This window comes from Arthrobacter sp. UYCu723 (assembly GCF_054059215.1).
The window spans coordinates 3,419,858-3,438,571 of record NZ_JBSSBW010000001.1 but is presented as its reverse complement, the minus strand read 5'-3'; the positions used below and the strand labels follow the sequence as shown (position 1 = coordinate 3,438,571).

At 68.2% G+C, this 18,714-nt stretch carries 23 protein-coding genes and 1 pseudogene; 4 read left to right on the top strand and 20 right to left on the bottom strand.

The window, feature by feature from the left end; all coding sequences use genetic code 11:
- Positions 1-129: 129 nt before the first annotated feature.
- From ACVWZ8_RS16075 to merA, 4 genes and pseudogenes are all read right to left on the bottom strand, one after another.
- Positions 130-726, bottom strand: a complete 597-nt coding sequence (locus ACVWZ8_RS16075; RefSeq protein WP_456505170.1) for a hypothetical protein — start codon at positions 724-726, stop codon at positions 130-132.
- 144 nt (positions 727-870) lie between these two features.
- Positions 871-1,208 (bottom strand): annotated as a pseudogene (locus ACVWZ8_RS16070) (YnfA family protein).
- A gap of 79 nt (positions 1,209-1,287) precedes the next feature.
- Entirely contained in the window at positions 1,288-1,953 is a 666-nt protein-coding gene (merB, locus tag ACVWZ8_RS16065) for an organomercurial lyase MerB (RefSeq protein ID WP_456505169.1), read from the bottom strand.
- 35 nt (positions 1,954-1,988) lie between these two features.
- Positions 1,989-3,431 carry a mercury(II) reductase gene (gene merA, locus ACVWZ8_RS16060; RefSeq protein WP_456505168.1) on the bottom strand — a complete coding sequence of 481 codons (1,443 nt, stop codon included), beginning with the start codon at positions 3,429-3,431 and terminating at the stop codon, positions 1,989-1,991.
- 136 nt (positions 3,432-3,567) lie between these two features.
- Between merA and ACVWZ8_RS16055 the strand changes: the two genes are divergently transcribed.
- Positions 3,568-3,957, top strand: coding sequence for a heavy metal-responsive transcriptional regulator (locus ACVWZ8_RS16055; protein ID WP_456505167.1), 390 nt, complete (start codon positions 3,568-3,570; stop codon positions 3,955-3,957).
- Positions 3,958-4,188: 231 nt separating this feature from the next.
- Here the strand turns inward: ACVWZ8_RS16055 and ACVWZ8_RS16050 are convergent, their stop codons facing one another.
- The 13 genes from ACVWZ8_RS16050 to ACVWZ8_RS15990 form a co-directional block, all read right to left on the bottom strand.
- Positions 4,189-6,447, bottom strand: coding sequence for a heavy metal translocating P-type ATPase (locus ACVWZ8_RS16050; RefSeq protein WP_456505166.1), 2,259 nt, complete (start codon positions 6,445-6,447; stop codon positions 4,189-4,191).
- A 34-nt stretch (positions 6,448-6,481) separates the two neighbouring features.
- A complete protein-coding gene (locus ACVWZ8_RS16045; protein WP_456505165.1) occupies positions 6,482-6,703 on the bottom strand; it encodes a heavy-metal-associated domain-containing protein in 222 nt (73 codons plus the stop codon).
- A gap of 36 nt (positions 6,704-6,739) precedes the next feature.
- The gene (locus tag ACVWZ8_RS16040) at positions 6,740-7,060 is read right to left on the bottom strand and encodes a metal-sensitive transcriptional regulator (RefSeq protein ID WP_456505164.1); all 321 of its coding nucleotides are present in this window, start codon (positions 7,058-7,060) and stop codon (positions 6,740-6,742) included.
- 102 nt (positions 7,061-7,162) lie between these two features.
- Entirely contained in the window at positions 7,163-7,912 is a 750-nt protein-coding gene (locus ACVWZ8_RS16035) for a cytochrome c biogenesis CcdA family protein (RefSeq protein WP_354243820.1), read from the bottom strand.
- Between the two features lie 78 nt (positions 7,913-7,990).
- Entirely contained in the window at positions 7,991-9,973 is a 1,983-nt protein-coding gene (locus ACVWZ8_RS16030; protein ID WP_456505163.1) for a copper resistance CopC/CopD family protein, read from the bottom strand.
- The gene (locus tag ACVWZ8_RS16025; RefSeq protein WP_456505162.1) at positions 9,963-10,211 is read right to left on the bottom strand and encodes a hypothetical protein; all 249 of its coding nucleotides are present in this window, start codon (positions 10,209-10,211) and stop codon (positions 9,963-9,965) included. Before ACVWZ8_RS16025 ends, ACVWZ8_RS16030 begins: the two co-directional genes overlap by 11 nt.
- Entirely contained in the window at positions 10,208-10,435 is a 228-nt protein-coding gene (locus ACVWZ8_RS16020) for a hypothetical protein (RefSeq protein WP_456505161.1), read from the bottom strand. Before ACVWZ8_RS16020 ends, ACVWZ8_RS16025 begins: the two co-directional genes overlap by 4 nt.
- Before the next feature lie 16 nt (positions 10,436-10,451).
- A complete protein-coding gene (locus ACVWZ8_RS16015) occupies positions 10,452-10,712 on the bottom strand; it encodes a hypothetical protein (protein WP_456505160.1) in 261 nt (86 codons plus the stop codon).
- On the bottom strand, positions 10,709-11,368 hold the full coding sequence (locus ACVWZ8_RS16010) for a peroxiredoxin family protein (protein ID WP_456505159.1): 660 nt from the start codon (positions 11,366-11,368) through the stop codon (positions 10,709-10,711). Before ACVWZ8_RS16010 ends, ACVWZ8_RS16015 begins: the two co-directional genes overlap by 4 nt.
- A complete protein-coding gene (locus tag ACVWZ8_RS16005) occupies positions 11,365-11,934 on the bottom strand; it encodes a hypothetical protein (protein ID WP_456505158.1) in 570 nt (189 codons plus the stop codon). Before ACVWZ8_RS16005 ends, ACVWZ8_RS16010 begins: the two co-directional genes overlap by 4 nt.
- The gene (locus ACVWZ8_RS16000) at positions 11,901-12,344 is read right to left on the bottom strand and encodes a cytochrome c biogenesis CcdA family protein (RefSeq protein WP_456505157.1); all 444 of its coding nucleotides are present in this window, start codon (positions 12,342-12,344) and stop codon (positions 11,901-11,903) included. Before ACVWZ8_RS16000 ends, ACVWZ8_RS16005 begins: the two co-directional genes overlap by 34 nt.
- A 114-nt stretch (positions 12,345-12,458) precedes the next feature.
- Positions 12,459-13,442 (bottom strand): M56 family metallopeptidase, encoded by a 984-nt coding sequence (locus ACVWZ8_RS15995; protein ID WP_456505156.1) that lies wholly within the window; start codon positions 13,440-13,442, stop codon positions 12,459-12,461.
- A complete protein-coding gene (locus ACVWZ8_RS15990) occupies positions 13,439-13,804 on the bottom strand; it encodes a BlaI/MecI/CopY family transcriptional regulator (protein ID WP_456505155.1) in 366 nt (121 codons plus the stop codon). The genes ACVWZ8_RS15995 and ACVWZ8_RS15990 overlap by 4 nt, the downstream gene beginning before the upstream one ends.
- Positions 13,805-13,965: 161 nt before the next feature.
- Here ACVWZ8_RS15990 and ACVWZ8_RS15985 point away from each other — a divergent pair, with 161 nt between their 5' ends.
- Together ACVWZ8_RS15985 and ACVWZ8_RS15980 are read left to right on the top strand one after the other, a co-directional pair.
- A complete protein-coding gene (locus ACVWZ8_RS15985) occupies positions 13,966-14,682 on the top strand; it encodes a DUF3105 domain-containing protein (RefSeq protein ID WP_456505154.1) in 717 nt (238 codons plus the stop codon).
- A gap of 83 nt (positions 14,683-14,765) precedes the next feature.
- Positions 14,766-15,002, top strand: coding sequence for an SHOCT domain-containing protein (locus ACVWZ8_RS15980; RefSeq protein WP_456505153.1), 237 nt, complete (start codon positions 14,766-14,768; stop codon positions 15,000-15,002).
- A gap of 299 nt (positions 15,003-15,301) precedes the next feature.
- Here ACVWZ8_RS15980 and ACVWZ8_RS15975 read toward each other — a convergent pair whose 3' ends face one another.
- Positions 15,302-16,189 carry a hypothetical protein gene (locus ACVWZ8_RS15975; protein ID WP_456505152.1) on the bottom strand — a complete coding sequence of 296 codons (888 nt, stop codon included), beginning with the start codon at positions 16,187-16,189 and terminating at the stop codon, positions 15,302-15,304.
- A gap of 474 nt (positions 16,190-16,663) precedes the next feature.
- Between ACVWZ8_RS15975 and ACVWZ8_RS15970 the strand changes: the two genes are divergently transcribed.
- On the top strand, positions 16,664-17,065 hold the full coding sequence (locus ACVWZ8_RS15970; RefSeq protein WP_456505151.1) for a cation transporter: 402 nt from the start codon (positions 16,664-16,666) through the stop codon (positions 17,063-17,065).
- Here ACVWZ8_RS15970 and ACVWZ8_RS15965 read toward each other — a convergent pair.
- Together ACVWZ8_RS15965 and ACVWZ8_RS15960 are read right to left on the bottom strand one after the other, a co-directional pair.
- Positions 17,057-17,419, bottom strand: coding sequence for a YnfA family protein (locus tag ACVWZ8_RS15965; RefSeq protein WP_456505966.1), 363 nt, complete (start codon positions 17,417-17,419; stop codon positions 17,057-17,059). The two genes, ACVWZ8_RS15970 and ACVWZ8_RS15965, sit on opposite strands and share 9 nt — an antisense overlap.
- Before the next feature lie 280 nt (positions 17,420-17,699).
- Positions 17,700-18,650 carry an IS1595 family transposase gene (locus ACVWZ8_RS15960; protein ID WP_456505150.1) on the bottom strand — a complete coding sequence of 317 codons (951 nt, stop codon included), beginning with the start codon at positions 18,648-18,650 and terminating at the stop codon, positions 17,700-17,702.
- Positions 18,651-18,714 lie beyond the last annotated feature (64 nt).

The window sequence follows — 18,714 nt, the reverse complement described above, 5'->3', positions numbered from 1 at the left end:
AGCCAACCGCTCCGATAGGTGGGCAAAGCGCAAGGAACGATGGGCGACCCAGCCGTGCGGCCGCCGGCCCGGCAGTTCCCGGGCGTGCGCGGCCGGCCCCTGCGAACCGGTTCCGGCCTTCCCGTCTGGCTACTCTTCGAACTGGCGGCTGATGAAGCCCGACATGCCGGGAACTGTGAAGCGGACGGCACCATGATCCGGGGCGTAGATCAGGCCTTTGGAGATGAGGCTGGATCGGGCGACGGTCAGTTGGTTCGCTGCCCGGTTAAGCCGTGAGGCCACCTGGGCGGTGGACGAGGCTTCGTCATGGTCTTCGGCCATGGCGCGCAGATACTGGCGTTCCGCCGGTGTCGCCCTTTGCCAGCGTGCCCTGAAGAAGCCTGCGTCGAGTTGTTCGGTCCCTATTTCGATGGCCAGTCGGGCGTCGTCAATGTTCACTGTCCTCCTGGAAGATACGTCCCAAACGGCCTTGCCGTAGGCCTGCAGGAAGAAGGGATACCCGTCGGCTGCCGTCACGAGAGCCCGAAGGGCATCTGCATCCACGTGCGCACCCAGCCGATTCATCGGGAGGCTGATGGCGTCAGCTGCCGACGCGTGGTCAAGGGCTCCGATGGTGCGGTAGTCGAAGAGGCGCTCTGAGTATGACCTCGTGGCGCTGAGTTGTCCAGGGAGGTTGGGCAGTCCAGCCCCGATGATGAACAACGGCCAGCCTTTCTGGCCGGCCATGTTCTGGACCGAAATCAGGCGGGATCCAAGTCCAGAGCTGCTCCGCGACAGGCGGCCGGTCAGATGATGTTCACCGGACAGGTGCCTTGAGGCTGGTGCGCCGTCCTCGGAGCGTGAGGCACTTGTCCTGCAGCTCGTCGCATTTCATCCGGCGTTCCGCGGTGCGAACATAATGATGGCGACACCAGCAAGGCAGACTACAGAGCCGACTACATCCCACCGGTCCGGGCGGAAACCGTCAAAACCATCCCCCATGCAAGAGACCCGGCCACGAACACTCCGCCGTAGGCGGCCAAGATACGGCCAAAGTGCGCGTCAGGCTGAAGCGTTGCAACAAATCCATATATGCCAAGGGCGATGACCCCGAACCCTGCTCACCACCACGACTTGTCCTCCCGCACGGCCTGCCAGACCAGCCAGGCGCCACCAATCTCGGCAACGTCGGCCAGAATGAAAAGCAGTACAGATTTTGCGATGGTCATGGGGGCGGAGGCCTTTCAGGTCAGTGGCCGGGGCGGGCCCGGGACGGGTGGCTGCCCGCTGCTGGAGCCGGGCGGGTCCTCAGCAGGCGCATCCGTGTGCGCCCTTTCCGGGCGCGGCAGGCTGTGCGGGCAGGATTTCATCGAGCAGGGACCCGGCCATGGCCGTGCCGATCCGGTGGGCTTCGGCGACGGGAACGACGGAGCCGCCCGGGTGGGCGTCGAGCCAGGGTTGTGCGGCCTCGACTGAGGCGACGAAGTGGACCTGGTTGCAGAACGCCGACCGTACCGAACTCATGTCCTCGGGGTTGACCAGGGAGACCACGGCCGTGGCCGGCTCCACGCCGGTCACGCCGGACGCGCCGACGCTGAGCCGGACCGGGACTCCGGTGGCGTGGCATGTTGATTCGATCCGTGCGGTTGTGCCGAGCAGGGCCGGGAAGATCAGGGTGTCCGGGGCGCACCAGGTGTAGAGCTGTTCGCCGGCGAGTTCCAGGCGGTGCGGGGTGGGGCGCAGGGTCAGGCCCTGCCCGATGATGCGTCCGTCCCCGTCGTACTCGGTGTCCGGCACCGCGGCCAGCGCGGCGCTGACTTCCGGCACGGTCCGGCCGGTGACGGCGGCCAGGTCCCCGATGCCCACGGGCTCGCCCTGTGCCAGCAGGTGCAGGAGGGGCAGCCAGAGGGCGGGTTCGATGCCGGTGTCCGGTGAGGTCAGACGGTCGGTGAGGTCGATGAAGTTATTGCTCATGGCGGGTCTTCTTCCAGTGTGAAAAGGGGCAGGGATCAGGAGGCGCAGCAGGAGAGTTTGGAGATGTCGGTGGTGAAGGACTGGGCGGCGATCTTGATCCCTTCGGCCATGGTCAGGTACGGGCTCCAAAGGTTTGCCACCTGCTCCACGGTCATCCCGGCTTCCAGGATGTAGACCCCGGCGGCGGCGAGGTCCCCGGCGTCCTTCGCGACGGCGGTGATTCCCACAATCCGCCCGGTGTCGGCGTCGGCGACGATCTTGATGAAGCCGCGGGTGTCCCTGTTCACCAGGGCCCGGGGCACATACTCCAGGGGCAGGACCCGGCATTCGCAGCGGATGCCGGCCTCGTTGGCTTCCTGGTCGGTCATCCCGACCGCGGCCAGGGCCGGGCTGGTGAAGGTGACCCGGGGCAGGTGCCGGTAGTCGACCTCGCGGCCGGCGTTGTTGAAGGCGTTCTCCACCACCAGGGAACCGTGGGAGGCTGCGACGTAGACGAATTCGCGGTGTCCGGTCACGTCCCCGGCGGCCCAGATGCGTGCGTTGGAGCTGGCCAGCCGGCTGTTGACCAGGATCTCGCCGCCGTCCCCGGTCTTGACGCCGACCGCGGCCAGGTTCAGGCCGTCCGTGACCGGCCGGCGTCCGGTGGCGACCAGCAGCCTGGCGGCCCGGAAGTCCTCCTGCCCGCCGGAGACGGCCGCGGTCGCGACGATCCCGCCGGAGGCCGGGTCGGTGCGCACCGCGGACACGCTCGCCCGGCGGACGACGCGGATGCCCTCGTCGGCGAAGACGCCCATCAGGGCGCGCGAGGCGTCGGGTTCCTCGGCCGAGGCCAGGCGGGCTCGGACCAGCATGGTGATCTTGGACCCGAGCCGGGCGAAGAGCTGGGCCTGTTCCAGTGCCACGTACCCGCCGCCGATGACCAGCAGGGACTCGGGGACCTCGTGGAGTTCCATCGCGGTCGTGGAGGTCAGGTAGCCCGTGTCCTGCAGCCCTTCGATCGGGGGCGCCCACGGGGCGGACCCGGTGGCGACCAGATAGTGCGCGGCCCTCACGGATTCCCGGGTCCCGTCGCCTCCGGTGATTTCCAGGACCGGATCGTCCTGGGTGCCGGCGAACACCGCGTTGCCCTGGCGCAGCTCCCAGCCGTAGTCCGCGATCAGGTCCACGTATTTATCCGAACGCATCGTCTCCACCAGGGAACGCTTCCCGCCGATCAGCCCGGCCATGTCCACTTCCCCGGCGGAGGTGCTGATGCCGGGGAACCGGCCGGACGCGTCCAGGGCAACATGCCTGGCCTCTGCCGCGGCGAGGAGTGCCTTGGAGGGAACACAGCCGGTGTTCACGCAGGTCCCGCCGACGGTGGAACGCTCGATCATCAGGACCCGTTTGCCCAGGCTGGTCGCCCGGATCGCGGCCGCGAACGCTCCGCCGCCGGAGCCGATGACGGCCAGATCAAAATCAGGTGTTGGTTCAGACATGAATTCCTCCAAAGTCGTACGGCGGCGCCGTCCTGCAAAGCCCGCGACGGTGCCTCGTGTATGGGCCTGCCCCCAGTCTGCACCTTCCACCACGGGGGAAGGTCAAGGGGGAATTCCCCGGGACAAGAAGTGCATGATGCGTATTGGCGAAACCGCCGCAGCCGCCGGCATGACGGCCAAGACACTGCGGTTCTACGAGGACCGCGGCCTGCTGCCGGCCGCCCACAGGACACCGAACGGATACCGCGACTACACCCACGAGACGGTCAGCCGGCTGGAATTCATCCGCCGCGGCCGCACCGCCGGACTGACCCTGGCCCAGATCGGTGGCATCCTCTCCGTCCGGGACATCGGCCAGGCCCCCTGCGTACACGTGAAGGATCTGCTGGCCAAACAGCTCCGCGACCTCGATACCCGGATCGCAGAACTCACCGCACTGCGCGCAACCGTCGCCGAATTCCATCACGCCACGGCCGCCTGGTACCCCGCCTCCTGCGAACCCGAACGCATCTGCAGCTACCTCTAACCAGAACCCAGGCCAATGCAAGTTCTCCGCTGAATTCCCCCAGGCCCAAGGAGCGCATCAGCATCGGGGCAACCCCGGGGAGGAGCGTCCCTTGGCCCTCTTGATATCGAACTATTCCGAGAAGGCCCGGAATCGAGCAGCGGGGCGTTTTCAGAAGCCGATGTCCGTATGTTTCTTTAGGTGTGTTTCCAGCGTTGAGGTTTGGACGCAACGAGTGAACCGGACCGCGCCTCAGCGTGCAAAGTTGCGCAGGCGCAGCGAGTTGGCCACCACGAGCACTGAGCTCGCTGCCATCGCGGCTCCGGCGATCATGGGGTTCAGGAGCCCCAGTGCGGCCACGGGGATGCCGATGGCGTTGTAGAAGAAGGCCCAGAACAGGTTCATTTTGATTGTGGCCAGGGTGCGGCGGGAGAGTTCGATGGCCTGGACGACCTGGCCCAGGCTGTTTCCCATCACGGTCAGGTCGGCTGCCTCGATTGCCACGTCTGTGCCGGATCCCATGGCAATGCCCAGGTCCGCCTGGGCCAGTGCTGCGGCGTCGTTCACGCCGTCTCCGGCCATCGCGACGGTGGCCCCGGACGTCTGCAGCTGTTTGACCTGTTCGACCTTCTCGTGCGGCAGGACATCGGCAATCACGTCGTCGGGATCGATGCCGACGGCGGCGGCGACCTGAGCCGCGACGGGAAGATTGTCGCCGGTGAGCAGGATGGGACGAAGCCCGAGTTCCCGGAGGCGCCGGATGGCTGCCGGTGATCCGTCCTTGACGGTGTCGCGGAGGCTGATCAGTCCGGCCGGGTCACCGTCGACGGCGACCCAGACGGCCGTGGCTCCGGCGTTCTGTCCTTCTCTGAGGAGGGCCAGCTGGCGTGGTGACGGGTTTATGCCGTTCTCTTCCAGCCAGGCGGTGCGGCCGACGGTGATCGTCTGGCCGTTGACTGTGCCCCGTACGCCGCCTCCCGGGGAGCTGGCGAAGGCGGTCACTTCGGCAAGCGTTCCTGCGGCGGAGGCCGCGGTCACGACGGCGCGGGCCAGCGGGTGCTCGCTGCCTGCTTCAACGCCGCCGGCCAGGGCAAGCACGTCTTCCTTGGCGAGCCCGGACAGGGGCGTCACGGTGCTGACGGACAGCCGGCCGGTGGTGACGGTTCCGGTTTTGTCCAGCAGGATGGTGTCGACGGTGCGGGTGTCCTCGAGTACCTGCGGGCCTTTGATCAGGATGCCCAGCTGCGCCCCGCGGCCGGTGCCGGTGAGCAGGCCCACGGGGGTCGCCAGGCCCAGGGCGCAGGGGCAGGCGATCACGAGGACGGCCACGGCGGCGGTAAAGGCCGCCTGGGTGTCGCCGGTGAGAACCGACCACAGGATGTAGGTGGTTATTGCGATGCCCAGGACGATGGGGACGAACACGGCACTGATGCGGTCCGCGAGCCTGGCGATCGGTGCCTTGCCGCTCTGGGCCTGGCTGACGAGCCTGCCCATCTGCGCCAGGATGGTCTCGCTGCCCACACGGGTGGCGGTGACGAACAGGCGGCCGCTGGTGTTGATCGTGGCTCCGGTGACTTTGTCGCCCGGGCCGACTTCCACCGGCAGGGATTCGCCCGTTATCAGCGAGGTGTCGACGGCGCTTTGCCCGCCGGTGACGACGCCGTCGGTGGCGATCTTCTCGCCGGGGCGGACGACGAAGATGTCTCCGGTGACCAGGGCGTCAACGGGGACGGTCGTTTCGACCCCGTCGCGCAGCACGGTGGCGTCCTTCGCGCCGAGGTTCAGCAGCGCCTTCAGGGCATCGCCTGCCCGCTGTTTGGCGCGGGCTTCCAGATGACGGCCCAGCAGCAGGAACGTCACGATGACGGTGGCGACTTCAAAGTAGACTTCGGGGCCTTCGCCGTGGGTACCCGGGTCTGCGGTGAGCCCGGGATTGGTGATGAGCTCCCACGCCGAGTAGAGAAACGCGGCCGAGATCCCGATGGAGACCAGGGTGTCCATCGTCGAGGCCAGGTGCCGGGCATTGACTGCCGTTGCCCGGTGGAACGGCCACGCCGCCCAGGTGACGACCGGCAGGGCAAGTACCAGGGCCCACCACCCCCAGTGGGGGAACCGGGCGGCAGGGATCATGGAGATGACCACCACGGGGACGCTCAGGGCTGCCGCGACGACAAGGCGCGGAAGCAGGCCGGCGGGCCGGGCGGCCGGGGCATTGTCGGTGGCTGGCGGGGTCGGGGTCTGGGCGGACCTGGTGGCCGGTCGGCCCGGCGCTGTCCTGAGTGTTGCCTTGTATCCGGTGGCGTTGACGGTGTCGACGATCTGTTCGTCGGTGACGTCCGCAGGGGCGGTGACCCGGGCGGTTTCCAGTGCCAGGTTCACGGTGGCGGTGACACCGCCGATTTTGCCGAGTTTGCGTTCAACCCGGCTGACACAGGATGCGCAGGTCATCCCTTCGACGTCGAGGTCCACGATCCGGGTCTCCGGTGTGGTGAACACGGTCTCGGTATCCATGCTGTGGCTGCTTTCCTGGTGCGTGGGTGTCCGGTCAGGCGTCGGCGGAGACCACGGTGTAGCCGGCCTGGGCGACGGCTTCGCTGACCTCGGCCGGGTCGACGGTTTCCGATGATGTGACGACAGCCCGGGAGATGCCGCCCTTGTTCAGCGCGACGTCGACGCCGTCGATCCCCTCGACGGCTGTGAGCTCCTCGATGACAGAGGCGACGCAGTGTCCGCAGGTCATGCCCGAGATGTTGACAGTGGTTTCCATGATCATTCCTTCTTCTTTGTGCAGGCAGCTCCGGCGTCAGCGCAGCAGCCGGCCGATGGCGTCGGTGGCTTCCTTGACCTTGTCGCCCACGATGGCGGGGTTACCGGTATCCCTGGACTCGTTGGCGGCTCCGACGACGCAGTGGGCGATGTGCTCTTCAAGCAATCCGATGCTCACCGCATGCAGGGCCTTGGTGACGGCGGAGACCTGGGTAAGGACGTCGATGCAGTACTGGTCTTCGTCGATCATGCGGGCGATGCCGCGCACCTGGCCTTCGATGCGTTTGAGCCGGCGCTGGTACGCCTCCTTGTCCGAGGTGTAGCCGTGGCCCAGGTGTTCATCAGTCTGTTCGCTCATGATCCTCCTTTTCACTCAACGATACCCTACCCCCCTAGGGTATACACAGCGGTTCAGGCCACCCCGTGGATAGGTTCGCAGCCGTCTGGACGGGATTGCCTTTCAGACGGGTGTCCTGAAGGTTCCGGCCAGGTTCTGCAGCTGGTAGATCCATGAGGTCCACACTCCCAGGACCATCAGCACGCCCAGCAGCGCCAGGAGCAGGCCGCCGGCGATGTTGAACGCCCGGATGTGGCGCCGGACGAAGGCCAGGGCGCGCGTGACCCAGCTGACGCCCAGGGCGACCAGGGCGAAGGGAATGCCCAGACCCATGCAGTATGCGAAGGCCAGCAGCGCTCCCCGCCACGGGTCGCCGGTGGTGGTGCTCAGGGCCAGGACCGCGGCCAGGGTCGGGCCCATGCAGGGGGTCCAGCCCAGACCGAAAACGACTCCCAGGACGGGTGCGCCGGCCAGGCCCGACGCGGGCTTCCACGACATCTTCGCGGAGCGCTGAAGGAAGGGCAGCTTCCCGGCCAGTGCCAGGCCCATGAGGATCACGACGATGCCCAGGACACGGATCAGCGTGTCCTGCCAGCGGGCCATCCATGTGCCGATGGCGCCGAAGGCGGCCCCATAGAGGGTGAAGACGGCGGCGAAGCCAAGGACGAAGAGCCCGACTCCTGTCAGCACGCGCCGGCGGTTGCCTTGCTGTGTCGGGTTGGTCAGGCCCGAGACGTATCCGAGATATCCGGGCACCAGTGGCAGGATGCAGGGCGACAGGAAGGAGACGAGGCCTGCGATCATTGCCAGCGGAAGCGCAATCAGCAGGATGCCGCTCTGCACGGTTTCCGCGAAATAGCCGCCGATCGTCATGCCGGGACCCCCGTCTGTGGTTTGCGGGGTGCGCCGCCGAGGTGTCGTGCCGGCGAACGCCTGTCAGGTGCGGGGCGCTTAGTCATGATGGGCCTCGGGTTCGGGGTAGATGAGCGTGCGGGTGACCAGGTGGTGGGGTGCGGTTTGCGTCTCGTGCAGGATCCGTCCGTCCGGGGCCAGGGTGAGTTCGAGGACCGCGTTCTCGGCCGGGTAGGACAGGACGAGGCGGCGGTTGCCGTCCTCGTCGGGAAGCCGGGTGGCCGTGGTGGCGAGGCCGCTGGCGTAGAGGGCGCGCCGGATGAAGTCCGTGCCGGTGGTCTGGAAGGACCGCGGTGTTCCTAGGCCGCGGGCGGTGTCGCTGGTGACCAGTTCGTGCAGGGTGAAGGCCGGGACGGCCTTCACCGCCGTCACCGCTTCGCGCAGCAGGTCCTCTGCAGGGACGGCCGGCCAGGTGATGGCCAGCGCGGCGGGTTTCGCGTTCCAGATGCCGGATGTCGGGGTGACGGTGAGGCGGCTAGTGCCGTCGTGCCACGTTGCGGGGCTGAAAAAGCAGCCTTCCCCGCAGCTTCGGAACGTCAGGTCGGTGGTCTCGCCGGCGGGTCCGGCGAGGGAGCCGGAGAGTCCAAGCTGTGTGGAGGCGGTTGTTCCTGAGGCGTCGGTGAGCTCGGGGGTCAGCAGTTGGATGACGAGTTGGCCGGAGCTGGCACGGGCGTTGACGCCGATCTCCCCGGCCAGGGCCGCCGCCGGGACGACCGGGCCCGTGGCGGGCGGCGGAAACGCCAGGGGCGCGTCCGCGCTGCCGGGCACTGGCAGCACGGTCAGCACCGCGGACACGATCAGGACGGCGGACAGGGCGGCTGCTTCGGCCCGTGCGGGGCGCCCGATTTTTTCCAGGGCGGACTTCCGGCCCAGGAGCCGGCGGGCGGCCAGGGCAAGCCCGGCTGCCGCTGCGACCAGTCCCGTTTTGGCCAGCAGGACCCGTCCGTAGTCGGTGGTGAGGAGGCTGTCAGGCGGGACGAGCATCAGGGCGGAGCCAAGGCCGGTGAGGACGACGGCGGTGAACAGCCACACGGCAGTCCGTGAATAGGCGCCGAGTGCATCCCGGGCCAGGTCCCGTTGCTGGCGCCAGCGGATGAGGGTGCGCAGGATGTGGACGAGCATCCCGGTCCAGAGGGTGGCCGCGGCCAGGTGCAGTACCGTCAGCGGGATGCCCAGGAACGGGTCGGCCAGCTGCGGGTGCGCGCGCAGGGCCTCGGCGCCGATCACGGCTGCCAGCGGCAGCCAAAGCCAGGCCGGGCGGCGTGCAACGGCCGCGGTTGCTGCCAGGGCGAATCCGCTGATCTGGACAAGGGTCAGGATCCCGGGGCGGCTGCCGGTCAGGGCGTCCGGGACGGGACGGGTGAGGCCTGCTGTCAGGGAGCCGTTGCCCAGCAGCAACACGGCCAGCCCGGCGGCGGCGGCCAGACCCGCCAGGCAGGCCCACGCCGTGACCGGCCGCGGACCGGGCGGGGCGCCGCGAAGCCGGGCAAGCAGCCGGGTTCCGGCTTGTTCGCCCATTGCCAGGGCGAGGGCGGCGAAAAGCAGTGCACGAAGGACGGTAGTCTGCCACGAGCCCTGGGTGTCGGTGGTCTGCCCGCCGCCGAGGGCCGCGGCGGAGGGCCCCACGGCGTAGCGGTAGCTGCCGCTCATGACGTCCCCGTCGCCTGCGGTGACCTGCCATTGGACGGTATAGATGCCCGGGCCGCCCGGGCCGGGAACGGGTATTTCCAGGGCACGGTTCTCATGGGTGAGCCGGGAAGCGCCCGGGCTCCGGCTGCCGCCCGGGCCAACCAGTGTCACCGGCGTCCCGGCGGTGGTGACCGGTTCGTCGAATAGCAGCGTCAGGGTCTCGGGGGCCGTGGCCACGGTCGAGTCGGCGGCCGGTGCGGTGAAGAGCAGGTTGGAGTGCGCGGAAGCAGGGACCGCCGACAGCAGTCCGGCAAAGACGAGCCCCGCCGTGGCTGCGAGCAGTGCGGCGGCACGGCCGAGACGGTGCGTTCGCCGGGGGGCCCTACGCTTCACGCCGGGGAGGGGGGATGACGTCGCCGCCGGTGCCGGGGCGGTCCCTCTGCAGTTGTGCGAGTTCTTCCCGGGCGGCCAGGATCCGGTCATCGATGCCCTGCGCCGGGCCGGCGCAGCACCCTGCGCCCGTCGTGCCGCCCGTGGTACCGGCCTGGCGGCGCATGGGGCGCAGGCAGAAGAACCAGGTCAGGGCGATGGCCGCCGCGGTGGCCGCCAGTCCGATCAGGACCGTGTTCATGCGGCGGGGTTCCCGCCGGGACGCGGTGCCGGGTGGCGCCCGTCGAAGTCTGCCGGCGCCGGGCGGAGGGCCTCGATCTGGGCCCGCAGTCTGGCCAGTTCCTGTTCCTGATCGGGTGTGGCGGGCTGTTCGCTGCGGCCGCGGCCGCGCATCATGAGCCACATCATCAGGCCCATACCGACGGGGCAGACCAGGGCGGGAAGGATGAGGAAAAACTGTTCCATGGGATGTCCTTAGCGGTCAGGGGGTGGGGCGGAGTCGGGTGAGGTCGCGCCGGAGCGCGCGTGCGGAGAGCCGGCCGTGGGCGATGAGCCTGCCGTCGGCGATGAGTCCGGGGGCGAAGAGGAGGCGGTGCTCGGCCGCGAGGGCGCGCCCCTGGTCGCTGTTCAGGTCGACCTCGTCAACGCTGAGCGGGAACTCGCGGGAAAGCCCTGCCAGCAGCTGCTTGCCGTCGCTGCACCAGGTGCAGTCGGCCCGGGTCAGCAGGGTGAGTGTGATCATGGCCTGCTTCCGTCCTTGAGGTCACCGAGCAGCTTGTCGACCGGAACGAACATCGTGTAGTCCGGGGCGCCGCCGTAGTCGGCCCGCCACCGGATGGTGCCGTCCGGGCCGACGAGGATGAAGCTGTGCCCGTCCCTCATGGCGCCCATCATCCCGAACCGGTTCGCACTGTATTTCTCCGACACCGTGAGGCTGGGATCGGAAAGGACAGGTGTGGTCAGGCCCATGTCCCGGGTTTTGCGGGCAACGAGGTTGGCAGGATCGGTCGTGATGGACAGGACCGCGTCGATGCCGGCGGCCTTGACCTTGGTGCTGTCCTTTTCAAGGCTGCTCAGCTGGTCCCAGCAGGGCTGGCAGGTCAGGCCCTCCTGGAAGTACAGGAGGACATTCTTTCCCTTGTAGTCACCCAGGGACACCTGCCGGCCGCTGTTGTCCTCCAGGGTGAATGCGGGCGCGGCCTGGCCGGGGCCCGGCTGGCCGACACCGTAGTTCTTCCCGGACCCGGCGTTCCTCGGGGCGGTGGATCCGGAGAAGATGGCGTAGAGGGCGACGAGGATGACGACAAGGGCTGCCGCCGCCAGGGTCCAGAGGAGCCAGCGGCGGTTCGTTCCCCGGACCCGGTGGGCCTTGGGGTCGCGGCCTTTGGTGGTGGTCATGATCGGCTGTCCTTTGCGGGAATGGGCTCGGCGGTCGTGTCGGGGGCGCAGCAGTCGTTTCCGGGGCCGGCTTCAGTGTCATCGACGGGGGCGTCATCGACGGGTTTTTGCGGGCCGGCCGGGGGTCCGGCGTGCCGCCGTGCCTGGGAGATCAGGTAGAGGAGGCCCGCCGTGAGCATCGCGGCGAGGACCCAGCCGGGCAGCCAGCCCAGTGCTGCGGCGATGACGGCGGCGGCGTGCTGCAGCCCGGCGGTGATCTGCAGGAATACCCCGTCAGATCCCATGCCCGGGCCCAGGGTGGCCTGGACGTAGGTGAGTACGGCCATCGCGATGAGCAGGAAGGCCGAAGCGGCCGTCCCGAACGCCATCGTGCGGCGCAGGCGGCCGAGCCGGAGGGTTACCTGCCGGCCCTGCAGCCACCGGCTCCTGCTCCAGTCCCTGCGGTCCCACACCAGGGCCAGGACAGCCAGCGGCGCGACCATGCCCAGAACGTAGGTCAGCGCCACCGCCAGCGCCGCGGGAAACGAGGCGGTCACCCCGGAGAGCACCGCGACGCCGGCCAGCACCGGGGCGCAACAGGAACTGGCGGCCCCCGAAAACACTCCGAGCCCGTACACCGAACCGAACCCTGCCCCGGGGTGGGCGCCCGGCCCGGCAGCATCGGAAGCCGCGGCTTCCACCCAAACAGCATCGCGGTCCCGCCGGCCAGCATGGCCGTGGCGGCGGCCGAAAACACCAGCACGTGCTGGCCCGAGACCAGACTGACGAGGAAGGTTGCCCCCAGCCCGATCGGGACGATGACGGTGGCCACCCCTGCGGCGAAGACGAAGGTTGCGGCCAGAATGCCGGTGCGGCGGCGGAAGCCGGTGGCCAGATACGCGGGCAGCATCACCGAGACGCAGCACGGGGCCAGCAGGGCCACGAGACCGCCAAGGAACGCGGTCAGCAGCGTCCCGCCGAACAGCAGATCTTCCATGGACATTCGCCCTTCACCACTCGACGCATCTAAAACTATACTCCTAAGGAGTTTAGGAGAATGGGCCGGCGGTGTCCAGCGGCGGGACCGGGCGGCTGGCTTTAGCGGTTGGCTTTAGAGGGCGGAACTGCTGACGGAGACGTTCGCGTCGGGACAGAGGTTGTGGCCGGCCGCGGCAGCTGCCGGACCGCCCAGCAGGAGCACCGGCAGGGCGAACAGCGCGGCCACGGCAAAGGAGCCGGCGGCGGTCCTGGCACTGCCCAGGGGTTGGTGCGGCGGGATGAGCCGGCGCACGCGGGCCGCGGCCCCGTGGCCTCCTGCCGCCAGCGCCACGGCAGGGGCCAGTGCAATGCCGCCGGAGGCGACGGCCAGCAGCGCACCGGCCACGGTGAGCCGGCCGGACCGGGCGGCGGCGGCGTCATCGGCACGCAGTTCGATCAGCCGGGCCGTCTCGTCGGCGGCGGTCCGGAAGAGCGCAACGGCGGGGAAGGCCGACGCCAGCGCACGGGCGAGGCCCAGGATCAGGTCGTGCCGCTCGGCGAGGTGGGCGTGTTCGTGGGCCAGGACCGCGTCCAGCTGCGCCTCATCCAGTGCCTGCAGTGCCCCTGTTGTCACGACGGTGCGCCGCCGCCGGCCGGGGAGGCAGTAGACGGCCAGTTCAGCCGAGTCCAGGACCACAACGCCGCGGTCTGTGTCGGTGTGGCCGACGATGTCAAGAATGCTGTTGTGGCGGGCGCGTTCCCGGGCCATGCCGGCAAGTCCCGCACCGATGCACCACACGGTGCGGCCGAGGATGGCCAGGGACAGGACGGCGCCGGTGGCACCGGCCGCTGCCCCGCCGGGGGAAGCGTACTGCTCGCGGATGGCCATGACGCAGGCCCGCAGCAGCTCGGCGAGGTCGCCGCTGACGGTCACGGTCGGGAAGGTCAGGGCCAGACCGGCGAGGGCGACGGAGGCCAGGACAGTGACGGTGAGGGCCTGCCACGCCGCGATGGCCAGCCTGGGTGCCCTGTCGGCCCAGGACGCCGCCTGCAGCAGCCGGGGTCCGGCAACGGCAAGGGCCAGGGCGTAACCGAGGAGGGACAACGCGGCGATCATGCCTGCACGTCCTGTTCCCTCGCCGCGCTGAGCAGGCGGTGCAGTTCGTCGGCCTCCTCGGGCCGCATCCCCTCGACGAAGCCGACCAGGGCTGCCGTCCGGTCATCGGTGAGGGAGAGGGCTTCCGTCACGAGTCCGGCAACGTACTTTTCCCGGCCCGCGGCTGCTCCATAACGGAAGGCCCGGCCCTCGCGTTCCTTCGTTAGCCAGCCCTTGCGGTGCAGAATCTCCGTCACGGTGTGCACCGTGTTGTAGGCAAGCCCCCGGTCCAGGCCCTCGAGGACCTCCCGGACCAGCAGCGGGCCGTCCGCGCGCCAGATCTGCTCCATGATGGCACTCTCCAGATCGCCAAACTTTGGCATGCTGCCTCCTCGGCCGTGTGGTGTCCTATCAAGGATAGGAGATAGGCCCCGGCATTGCACCTAATTACCTAAGTACGTTAGGTTTGGTGCAGGAATGCCGGCCCGCCGGCGTTGACCGCAGCGCCGGATGCCCGGTGCCCGTCAAGCAAAGGATTCAGGGAATGTCCCGATCAAAGAACCCTGACCGGCCGGTCGGGACGGCCGGCCAGAAATCCGAGCAGGCGGAGCCGGCCGCCGCCAGCAATCCCACGCTCAAGCAGCAGCGGGCGGCGCAGATCGAACAGAAGCTGGCCGGCTTCAAACTCCAGCACCGCAGATCCCGGCGCAACCGGCTCCTCCTCATTATCACCGCCTGGACTGTCGGGATTGCCCTGGCGGCGGGCCTGGTCGTCTTCGCCGTGATCAGCACGCTGCCGAAAAGCCCGCCGGCCGCCATCAATGGGGTCCAGACCTTTTCGGGGCTGAGCTCCAACCATGTGACGGCCCCGGTCAAGTACGCCCAGAGCCCGCCCGTGGGCGGGGATCATTCGGCGGTTCCGCTCAACTGCGCCGTCTACAGCGAACCGGTGCCCAACGAAAACGCGGTCCACTCACTGGAGCACGGGGCGGTCTGGGTGACCTATGATCCGCAGGCGGTCAGCGGCACACAACTGGACACACTGCGCAAGGACATCCCCTCGACCTACGCGATTCTCTCCCCGTACACCGGGCTTGCCTCACCGGTCGTCGCGTCCGCCTGGGGCGTGCAGCTGAAGGCCGCGGGCGCTGATGACCCGCGGGTCAAAGAATTCATCGCCAAATACCGGAGCGCGAAGACAGCCCCGGAGCCCGGCGCACCCTGCACCGGCGGACTCGACGGACCAGGCAAGGTCAAGTAGCTGCCGGGGGCCGGGGAAACGGGCAGCTCTGAACCGGCCGACCGGGCCACACGCCCCCGCACCACGGAGAAAGGACAAAACCAATGATGGGTTACGGATACGGCGACATGGGGCCTATGTGGCTGTGGATGCTGGGATGGTCGGTGCTGCTGCTCGCCGGCCTGGCAGCACTCGTCTGGGTGATCGTCCGCCTCGCCCTCGGCGGCGGACAGTCACCGGATAACCGGTCCGGCTCTGCCCGCAGCATCCTCGATGAGCGGTACGCGCGCGGGGAAATCGGCGACGAGGAATACCGCACCCGCCGCGACACACTTGGATAGGACGGCGGCCGGGAACCGGCAGGCCGGTCACGGACGCTCACGGTGTACGGGCGCCGTGGATCAGTCAGTTGGCCAGGGTGTCACCGATGAGCGATTTCAGTGTGGATTTGTCCGCGACTCCCCGGATCCGGGCCGCGACGCGGCCCTGCCTGTCGAGCACGATGGTGGTCGGAACGGCCTGAGGGGCACAAAGCTGGCCATGGCCAGCAGGACGCCGCCGTTTCTGTCATAGAAACTCGGATACGTCACTCCGAAGGTACGTTCATAGGCGGCGGCCGTCGGGGCCTCATCCCGGATGTTCACGCCACTTCCTCCAGCGAAGCGCCCGCGTTGATTGTTGCAGTGGCAACCGTGTGGCGCAGCCGGTGTGCGCCCACTGCACCCAACCCTGCCCGCCGCCCCGCATGCCGGACGATCCCCTGAATTCCCGAGACACTCAACGCCGTGAAAGGGGCCCGGCTGCGGCAGAACACCGCCCGCAACGCCACGCGAGACAGCACCGCCAACACCGCACGATCCCGCCGCCGCACCACCGAATCCCCGCCCGTGGCCGCGACCATCATCGCGACCTGCTCCGCAGTGACACCGCGCGGCAGGCCCGCGTCGCGGTAGCCGGCCCGGCCCGGCACCACCGCATCCAACCGGTCGGCCACCACCCCGATGCTGAACTTCGGGATCGTCGCCGCCACAAACCCAGCGACTACAGTCGCGTCGACCGTGTCCCCTTCCAACACCGACCCGCGCAGCCGCGAGGTCACGAATGGTTCCGCTAACGCGCGGTAATTGTTCACAGTTGACGGCACCAACGCCTGCTCGCTGAGAAGGAAAGCACCCCACCGATCCAGCAGAGCCTCTTCCGCACCGACTGCACCATCCTGCGGTTCCGGCGCTGGCGGAACCGCGCCGATCGACCGCAAAAAAGAGACCACCGGAGCCAACGTCACCGGTGAAGACAAATCGACATGAGACGCTCTCCGCGCCACGAGAAACCGGTCGATCGCCGCCGCATCCAGCACCGTCGGCAGCAGTGTCTCAGCGTCGCACCACCGGCTCAGATGGGCGAATAATCGCACCCGCAACACAATCGAGGTCGGCGCATACCCGGCCACAGCCAGATACCCAGCGATTCCCGTCGCCCACTCCTCCAACCGTCCTGATACTGGAACTTTCATCACAACAACGGCCACTGCGCCCACCTTCGCTCAACGAAGGACCAGCGTGCACCCGATGCCTGATTATGCCGACAACATCCACACCGAGACCAGCAAAGACAAGGGCTCCACCGTCAACATCGGCATAATCCGGACATCGGCATAATGCCGAAGGCACCACCACACTCAGAGACAACGGCCTGCTGCTGCGCCGGGGGCTGCGTCCTGAATACGCGACCCTGGGCTGGAACCTGTTTGGCCTCGGTGTCCTGGCCGCCGCCCCCATCGGCGCCGGGTCCCCGGCCCTGGCCCTGGCCGGATTCGGCTTGGATTCCCTGATCGAGGTCTTCGCCTCCCTGGCCGTGGTCTGGCAGCTCAAAGGCACCCAAAAAGACCGCGAGGCCCGGGCGATGCGCCTGATCGGGGCGGCCTTCGCGGTCCTCGCCGCCTACCTGGTGATCCAGCTGGCCGTCGTGTTCGCCGCCGGAAACCCGGCCCGCCCCCTCCGGTTTGGGCACCGTCTGGACAGCCCTGACCTTCGCGGTCATGCTCGCCCTGGCCTGGGGCAAGATCCGCACCGGGCGCCCCCTGGGCAATCCGGTGCTGCGCGTCGAAGGGAAAGTGACCCTGGTCGATGCCGGCCTGGCAGGTGCGGTCCTTGCCGGCCTGGTCCTGAACTCCCTCCTCGGATGGTGGTGGGCCGACCCGCTCGCCGGTTCCGTCATCATCTACTACATCTACTACGCCGTCCGCGAGGCATGCCACGCCTTCAAGCACACCGCCGAAAGAGGCCGCGGCATGAACTGGTGGGACGTGGCGTTGGACGTCGTCGGCGGTGTGGTCCTGATCTACGCCGTGCTGCTTGTCCTTCTGGCCCTCTATGCCCGAAACACTCGAAAACGGTCAGCATGAGAGAAGCCGCTCGGCTGCTGCCGGACCTGCTGAGCCTGCGCCTGGAGCGAACATGATCACGGCCACTCCCGCAACACAGATCAGAGATCCGATGACGTCCCAGCGGTCGGGCCGGAATCCATCGAAGGCTACTCCCCAGGCCAGGGATCCCGCGACGAATACGCCGCCATAAGCGGCCCGGATCCTTCTGAAGTGCGCGTCGGGCTGCAAGGTCGCAACGAAACCGTATCCGCCCAGGGCGATGATCCCGATCCCGGCCCACCACCAGGCACGGCCCTCCCGAACGGCCTGCCACACCAACCAAACGCCGCCTATCTCGGCGCCAGGGGCCAGGGGCCAGGGGCCAGGGGCCAGGGGCCAGGGGCCAGGGGCCAGGGGCCAGGGGCCAGGGGCCAGGGGCCAGGGGCCAGGGGCCAGGGGCCAGGATGAAACAGCAGCACAGACTTTGCAATGGTCATGATTCTCATCATGCCGCGCTTGTAGACATCTCACGATGGCCCAAGACCTTGGAACTGAGACGACGTCGCCGCAACAGCTCCGTACGTGCCCAACATGGCTTTCGACTGCATCCGTCACTGACCGGCCCAAACGATCCCAGAGGGCAGATAACCCGGATAGTGGGTATCCGGTTAGCTCAGGTTGTGCTTTTCGATCCCGGACCGTGGGCGACGATTTGGCGATAGGTGGCTGGCGCCTGCTGCGCGCCGAGACCGAGCAGGGATTGGAAGGCCGCCATGGGTGTGCTGCGCCGGTTGTAGCGGAACGTGAACTCGTCGAGGTACACCTGCAGGTGTTCATTGCCCACGGAGCGGTGGGTTCCCCGCAGCCATGTCTTGAAGTTGCTGATGGCGCGGTGCACGCGGGGAAGGACAGGGTCGGGGTCGCCGGCTCTTTTGGCGGCCCGCTGGGATCGCGGGCGGTGGTCGTAGCCTTTGTTCCTCAACGGGACGTACCCCATCCAGCCGTCGGTGTGCACGATGGCGCCGGGAGCCACAGTGTCTGTCACGAAAGTGCCCAAGGTGTCGCCGGACGCGTTGGGGATCACCTTCATCCGGACGCGTCCGGAGCCCTGACCACGCACCTCCACCGCCACGACTATCTGCCCGGCCCGGGCCGTGAGATTTCTGCCGCCGCGCCGGCCCACCTCCGGGCCGCCGACTTCGCATTCGTCCACCTCTACCTCGCCGGTCAGCAGGGTGCGTTCGGGGTTGACCATGGCGCGGCGCAGTTTGTGGAGCATGGTCCAGGCCGTCTCGTAGCGGCTGAGTCCGAGCTGGCGCTGCAGCTGCCTGGCCGAGATCCCCGGAGTTCCCGTCGTCATCAGGTAGGCCGCCCAGAACCACAAATGCAGTGCAGTGTGGGTCTTGTGGAGCACGGTACCGGCTGTCAGCGAAACCTGGTAACGGCATGCGGCGCATTCCCACAGCCCCCGCGCCGCCACGGGCCAGGCGGACTCCCCCTTGCACCGGGGACACGAATAGCCATCCGGCCAGCGGCACTCAAACAGATAGCCCAGGCAAGCCTGCTCGTCGCCGAATCTCGCCTGGAACTCCAGAATCGTCTTCGGAAAGTCCGGTCTCGACATTTACGCAGTCTACCTGAGCTAACCGGATACCCACTACCCGGATTATGTACCCTCGGGTGGGGGT

What these genes read in the sequence shown, in the direction of transcription:
- ACVWZ8_RS16075 (WP_456505170.1), bottom strand. Translation starts at nt 726, where the DNA reads ATGGCCGGCCAGAAAGGCTGGCCGTTGTTCATCATCGGGGCTGGACTG.
- merB (WP_456505169.1), bottom strand. Translation starts at nt 1,953, where the DNA reads ATGAGCAATAACTTCATCGACCTCACCGACCGTCTGACCTCACCGGAC.
- merA (WP_456505168.1), bottom strand. Translation starts at nt 3,431, where the DNA reads ATGTCTGAACCAACACCTGATTTTGATCTGGCCGTCATCGGCTCCGGC.
- ACVWZ8_RS16055 (WP_456505167.1), top strand. Translation starts at nt 3,568, where the DNA reads ATGCGTATTGGCGAAACCGCCGCAGCCGCCGGCATGACGGCCAAGACA.
- ACVWZ8_RS16050 (WP_456505166.1), bottom strand. Translation starts at nt 6,447, where the DNA reads ATGGATACCGAGACCGTGTTCACCACACCGGAGACCCGGATCGTGGAC.
- ACVWZ8_RS16045 (WP_456505165.1), bottom strand. Translation starts at nt 6,703, where the DNA reads ATGGAAACCACTGTCAACATCTCGGGCATGACCTGCGGACACTGCGTC.
- ACVWZ8_RS16040 (WP_456505164.1), bottom strand. Translation starts at nt 7,060, where the DNA reads ATGAGCGAACAGACTGATGAACACCTGGGCCACGGCTACACCTCGGAC.
- ACVWZ8_RS16035 (WP_354243820.1), bottom strand. Translation starts at nt 7,912, where the DNA reads ATGACGATCGGCGGCTATTTCGCGGAAACCGTGCAGAGCGGCATCCTG.
- ACVWZ8_RS16025 (WP_456505162.1), bottom strand. Translation starts at nt 10,211, where the DNA reads ATGAACACGGTCCTGATCGGACTGGCGGCCACCGCGGCGGCCATCGCC.
- ACVWZ8_RS16020 (WP_456505161.1), bottom strand. Translation starts at nt 10,435, where the DNA reads ATGGAACAGTTTTTCCTCATCCTTCCCGCCCTGGTCTGCCCCGTCGGT.
- ACVWZ8_RS16015 (WP_456505160.1), bottom strand. Translation starts at nt 10,712, where the DNA reads ATGATCACACTCACCCTGCTGACCCGGGCCGACTGCACCTGGTGCAGC.
- ACVWZ8_RS16010 (WP_456505159.1), bottom strand. Translation starts at nt 11,368, where the DNA reads ATGACCACCACCAAAGGCCGCGACCCCAAGGCCCACCGGGTCCGGGGA.
- ACVWZ8_RS16000 (WP_456505157.1), bottom strand. Translation starts at nt 12,344, where the DNA reads ATGGAAGATCTGCTGTTCGGCGGGACGCTGCTGACCGCGTTCCTTGGC.
- ACVWZ8_RS15995 (WP_456505156.1), bottom strand. Translation starts at nt 13,442, where the DNA reads ATGATCGCCGCGTTGTCCCTCCTCGGTTACGCCCTGGCCCTTGCCGTT.
- ACVWZ8_RS15990 (WP_456505155.1), bottom strand. Translation starts at nt 13,804, where the DNA reads ATGCCAAAGTTTGGCGATCTGGAGAGTGCCATCATGGAGCAGATCTGG.
- ACVWZ8_RS15985 (WP_456505154.1), top strand. Translation starts at nt 13,966, where the DNA reads ATGTCCCGATCAAAGAACCCTGACCGGCCGGTCGGGACGGCCGGCCAG.
- ACVWZ8_RS15980 (WP_456505153.1), top strand. Translation starts at nt 14,766, where the DNA reads ATGATGGGTTACGGATACGGCGACATGGGGCCTATGTGGCTGTGGATG.
- ACVWZ8_RS15960 (WP_456505150.1), bottom strand. Translation starts at nt 18,650, where the DNA reads ATGTCGAGACCGGACTTTCCGAAGACGATTCTGGAGTTCCAGGCGAGA.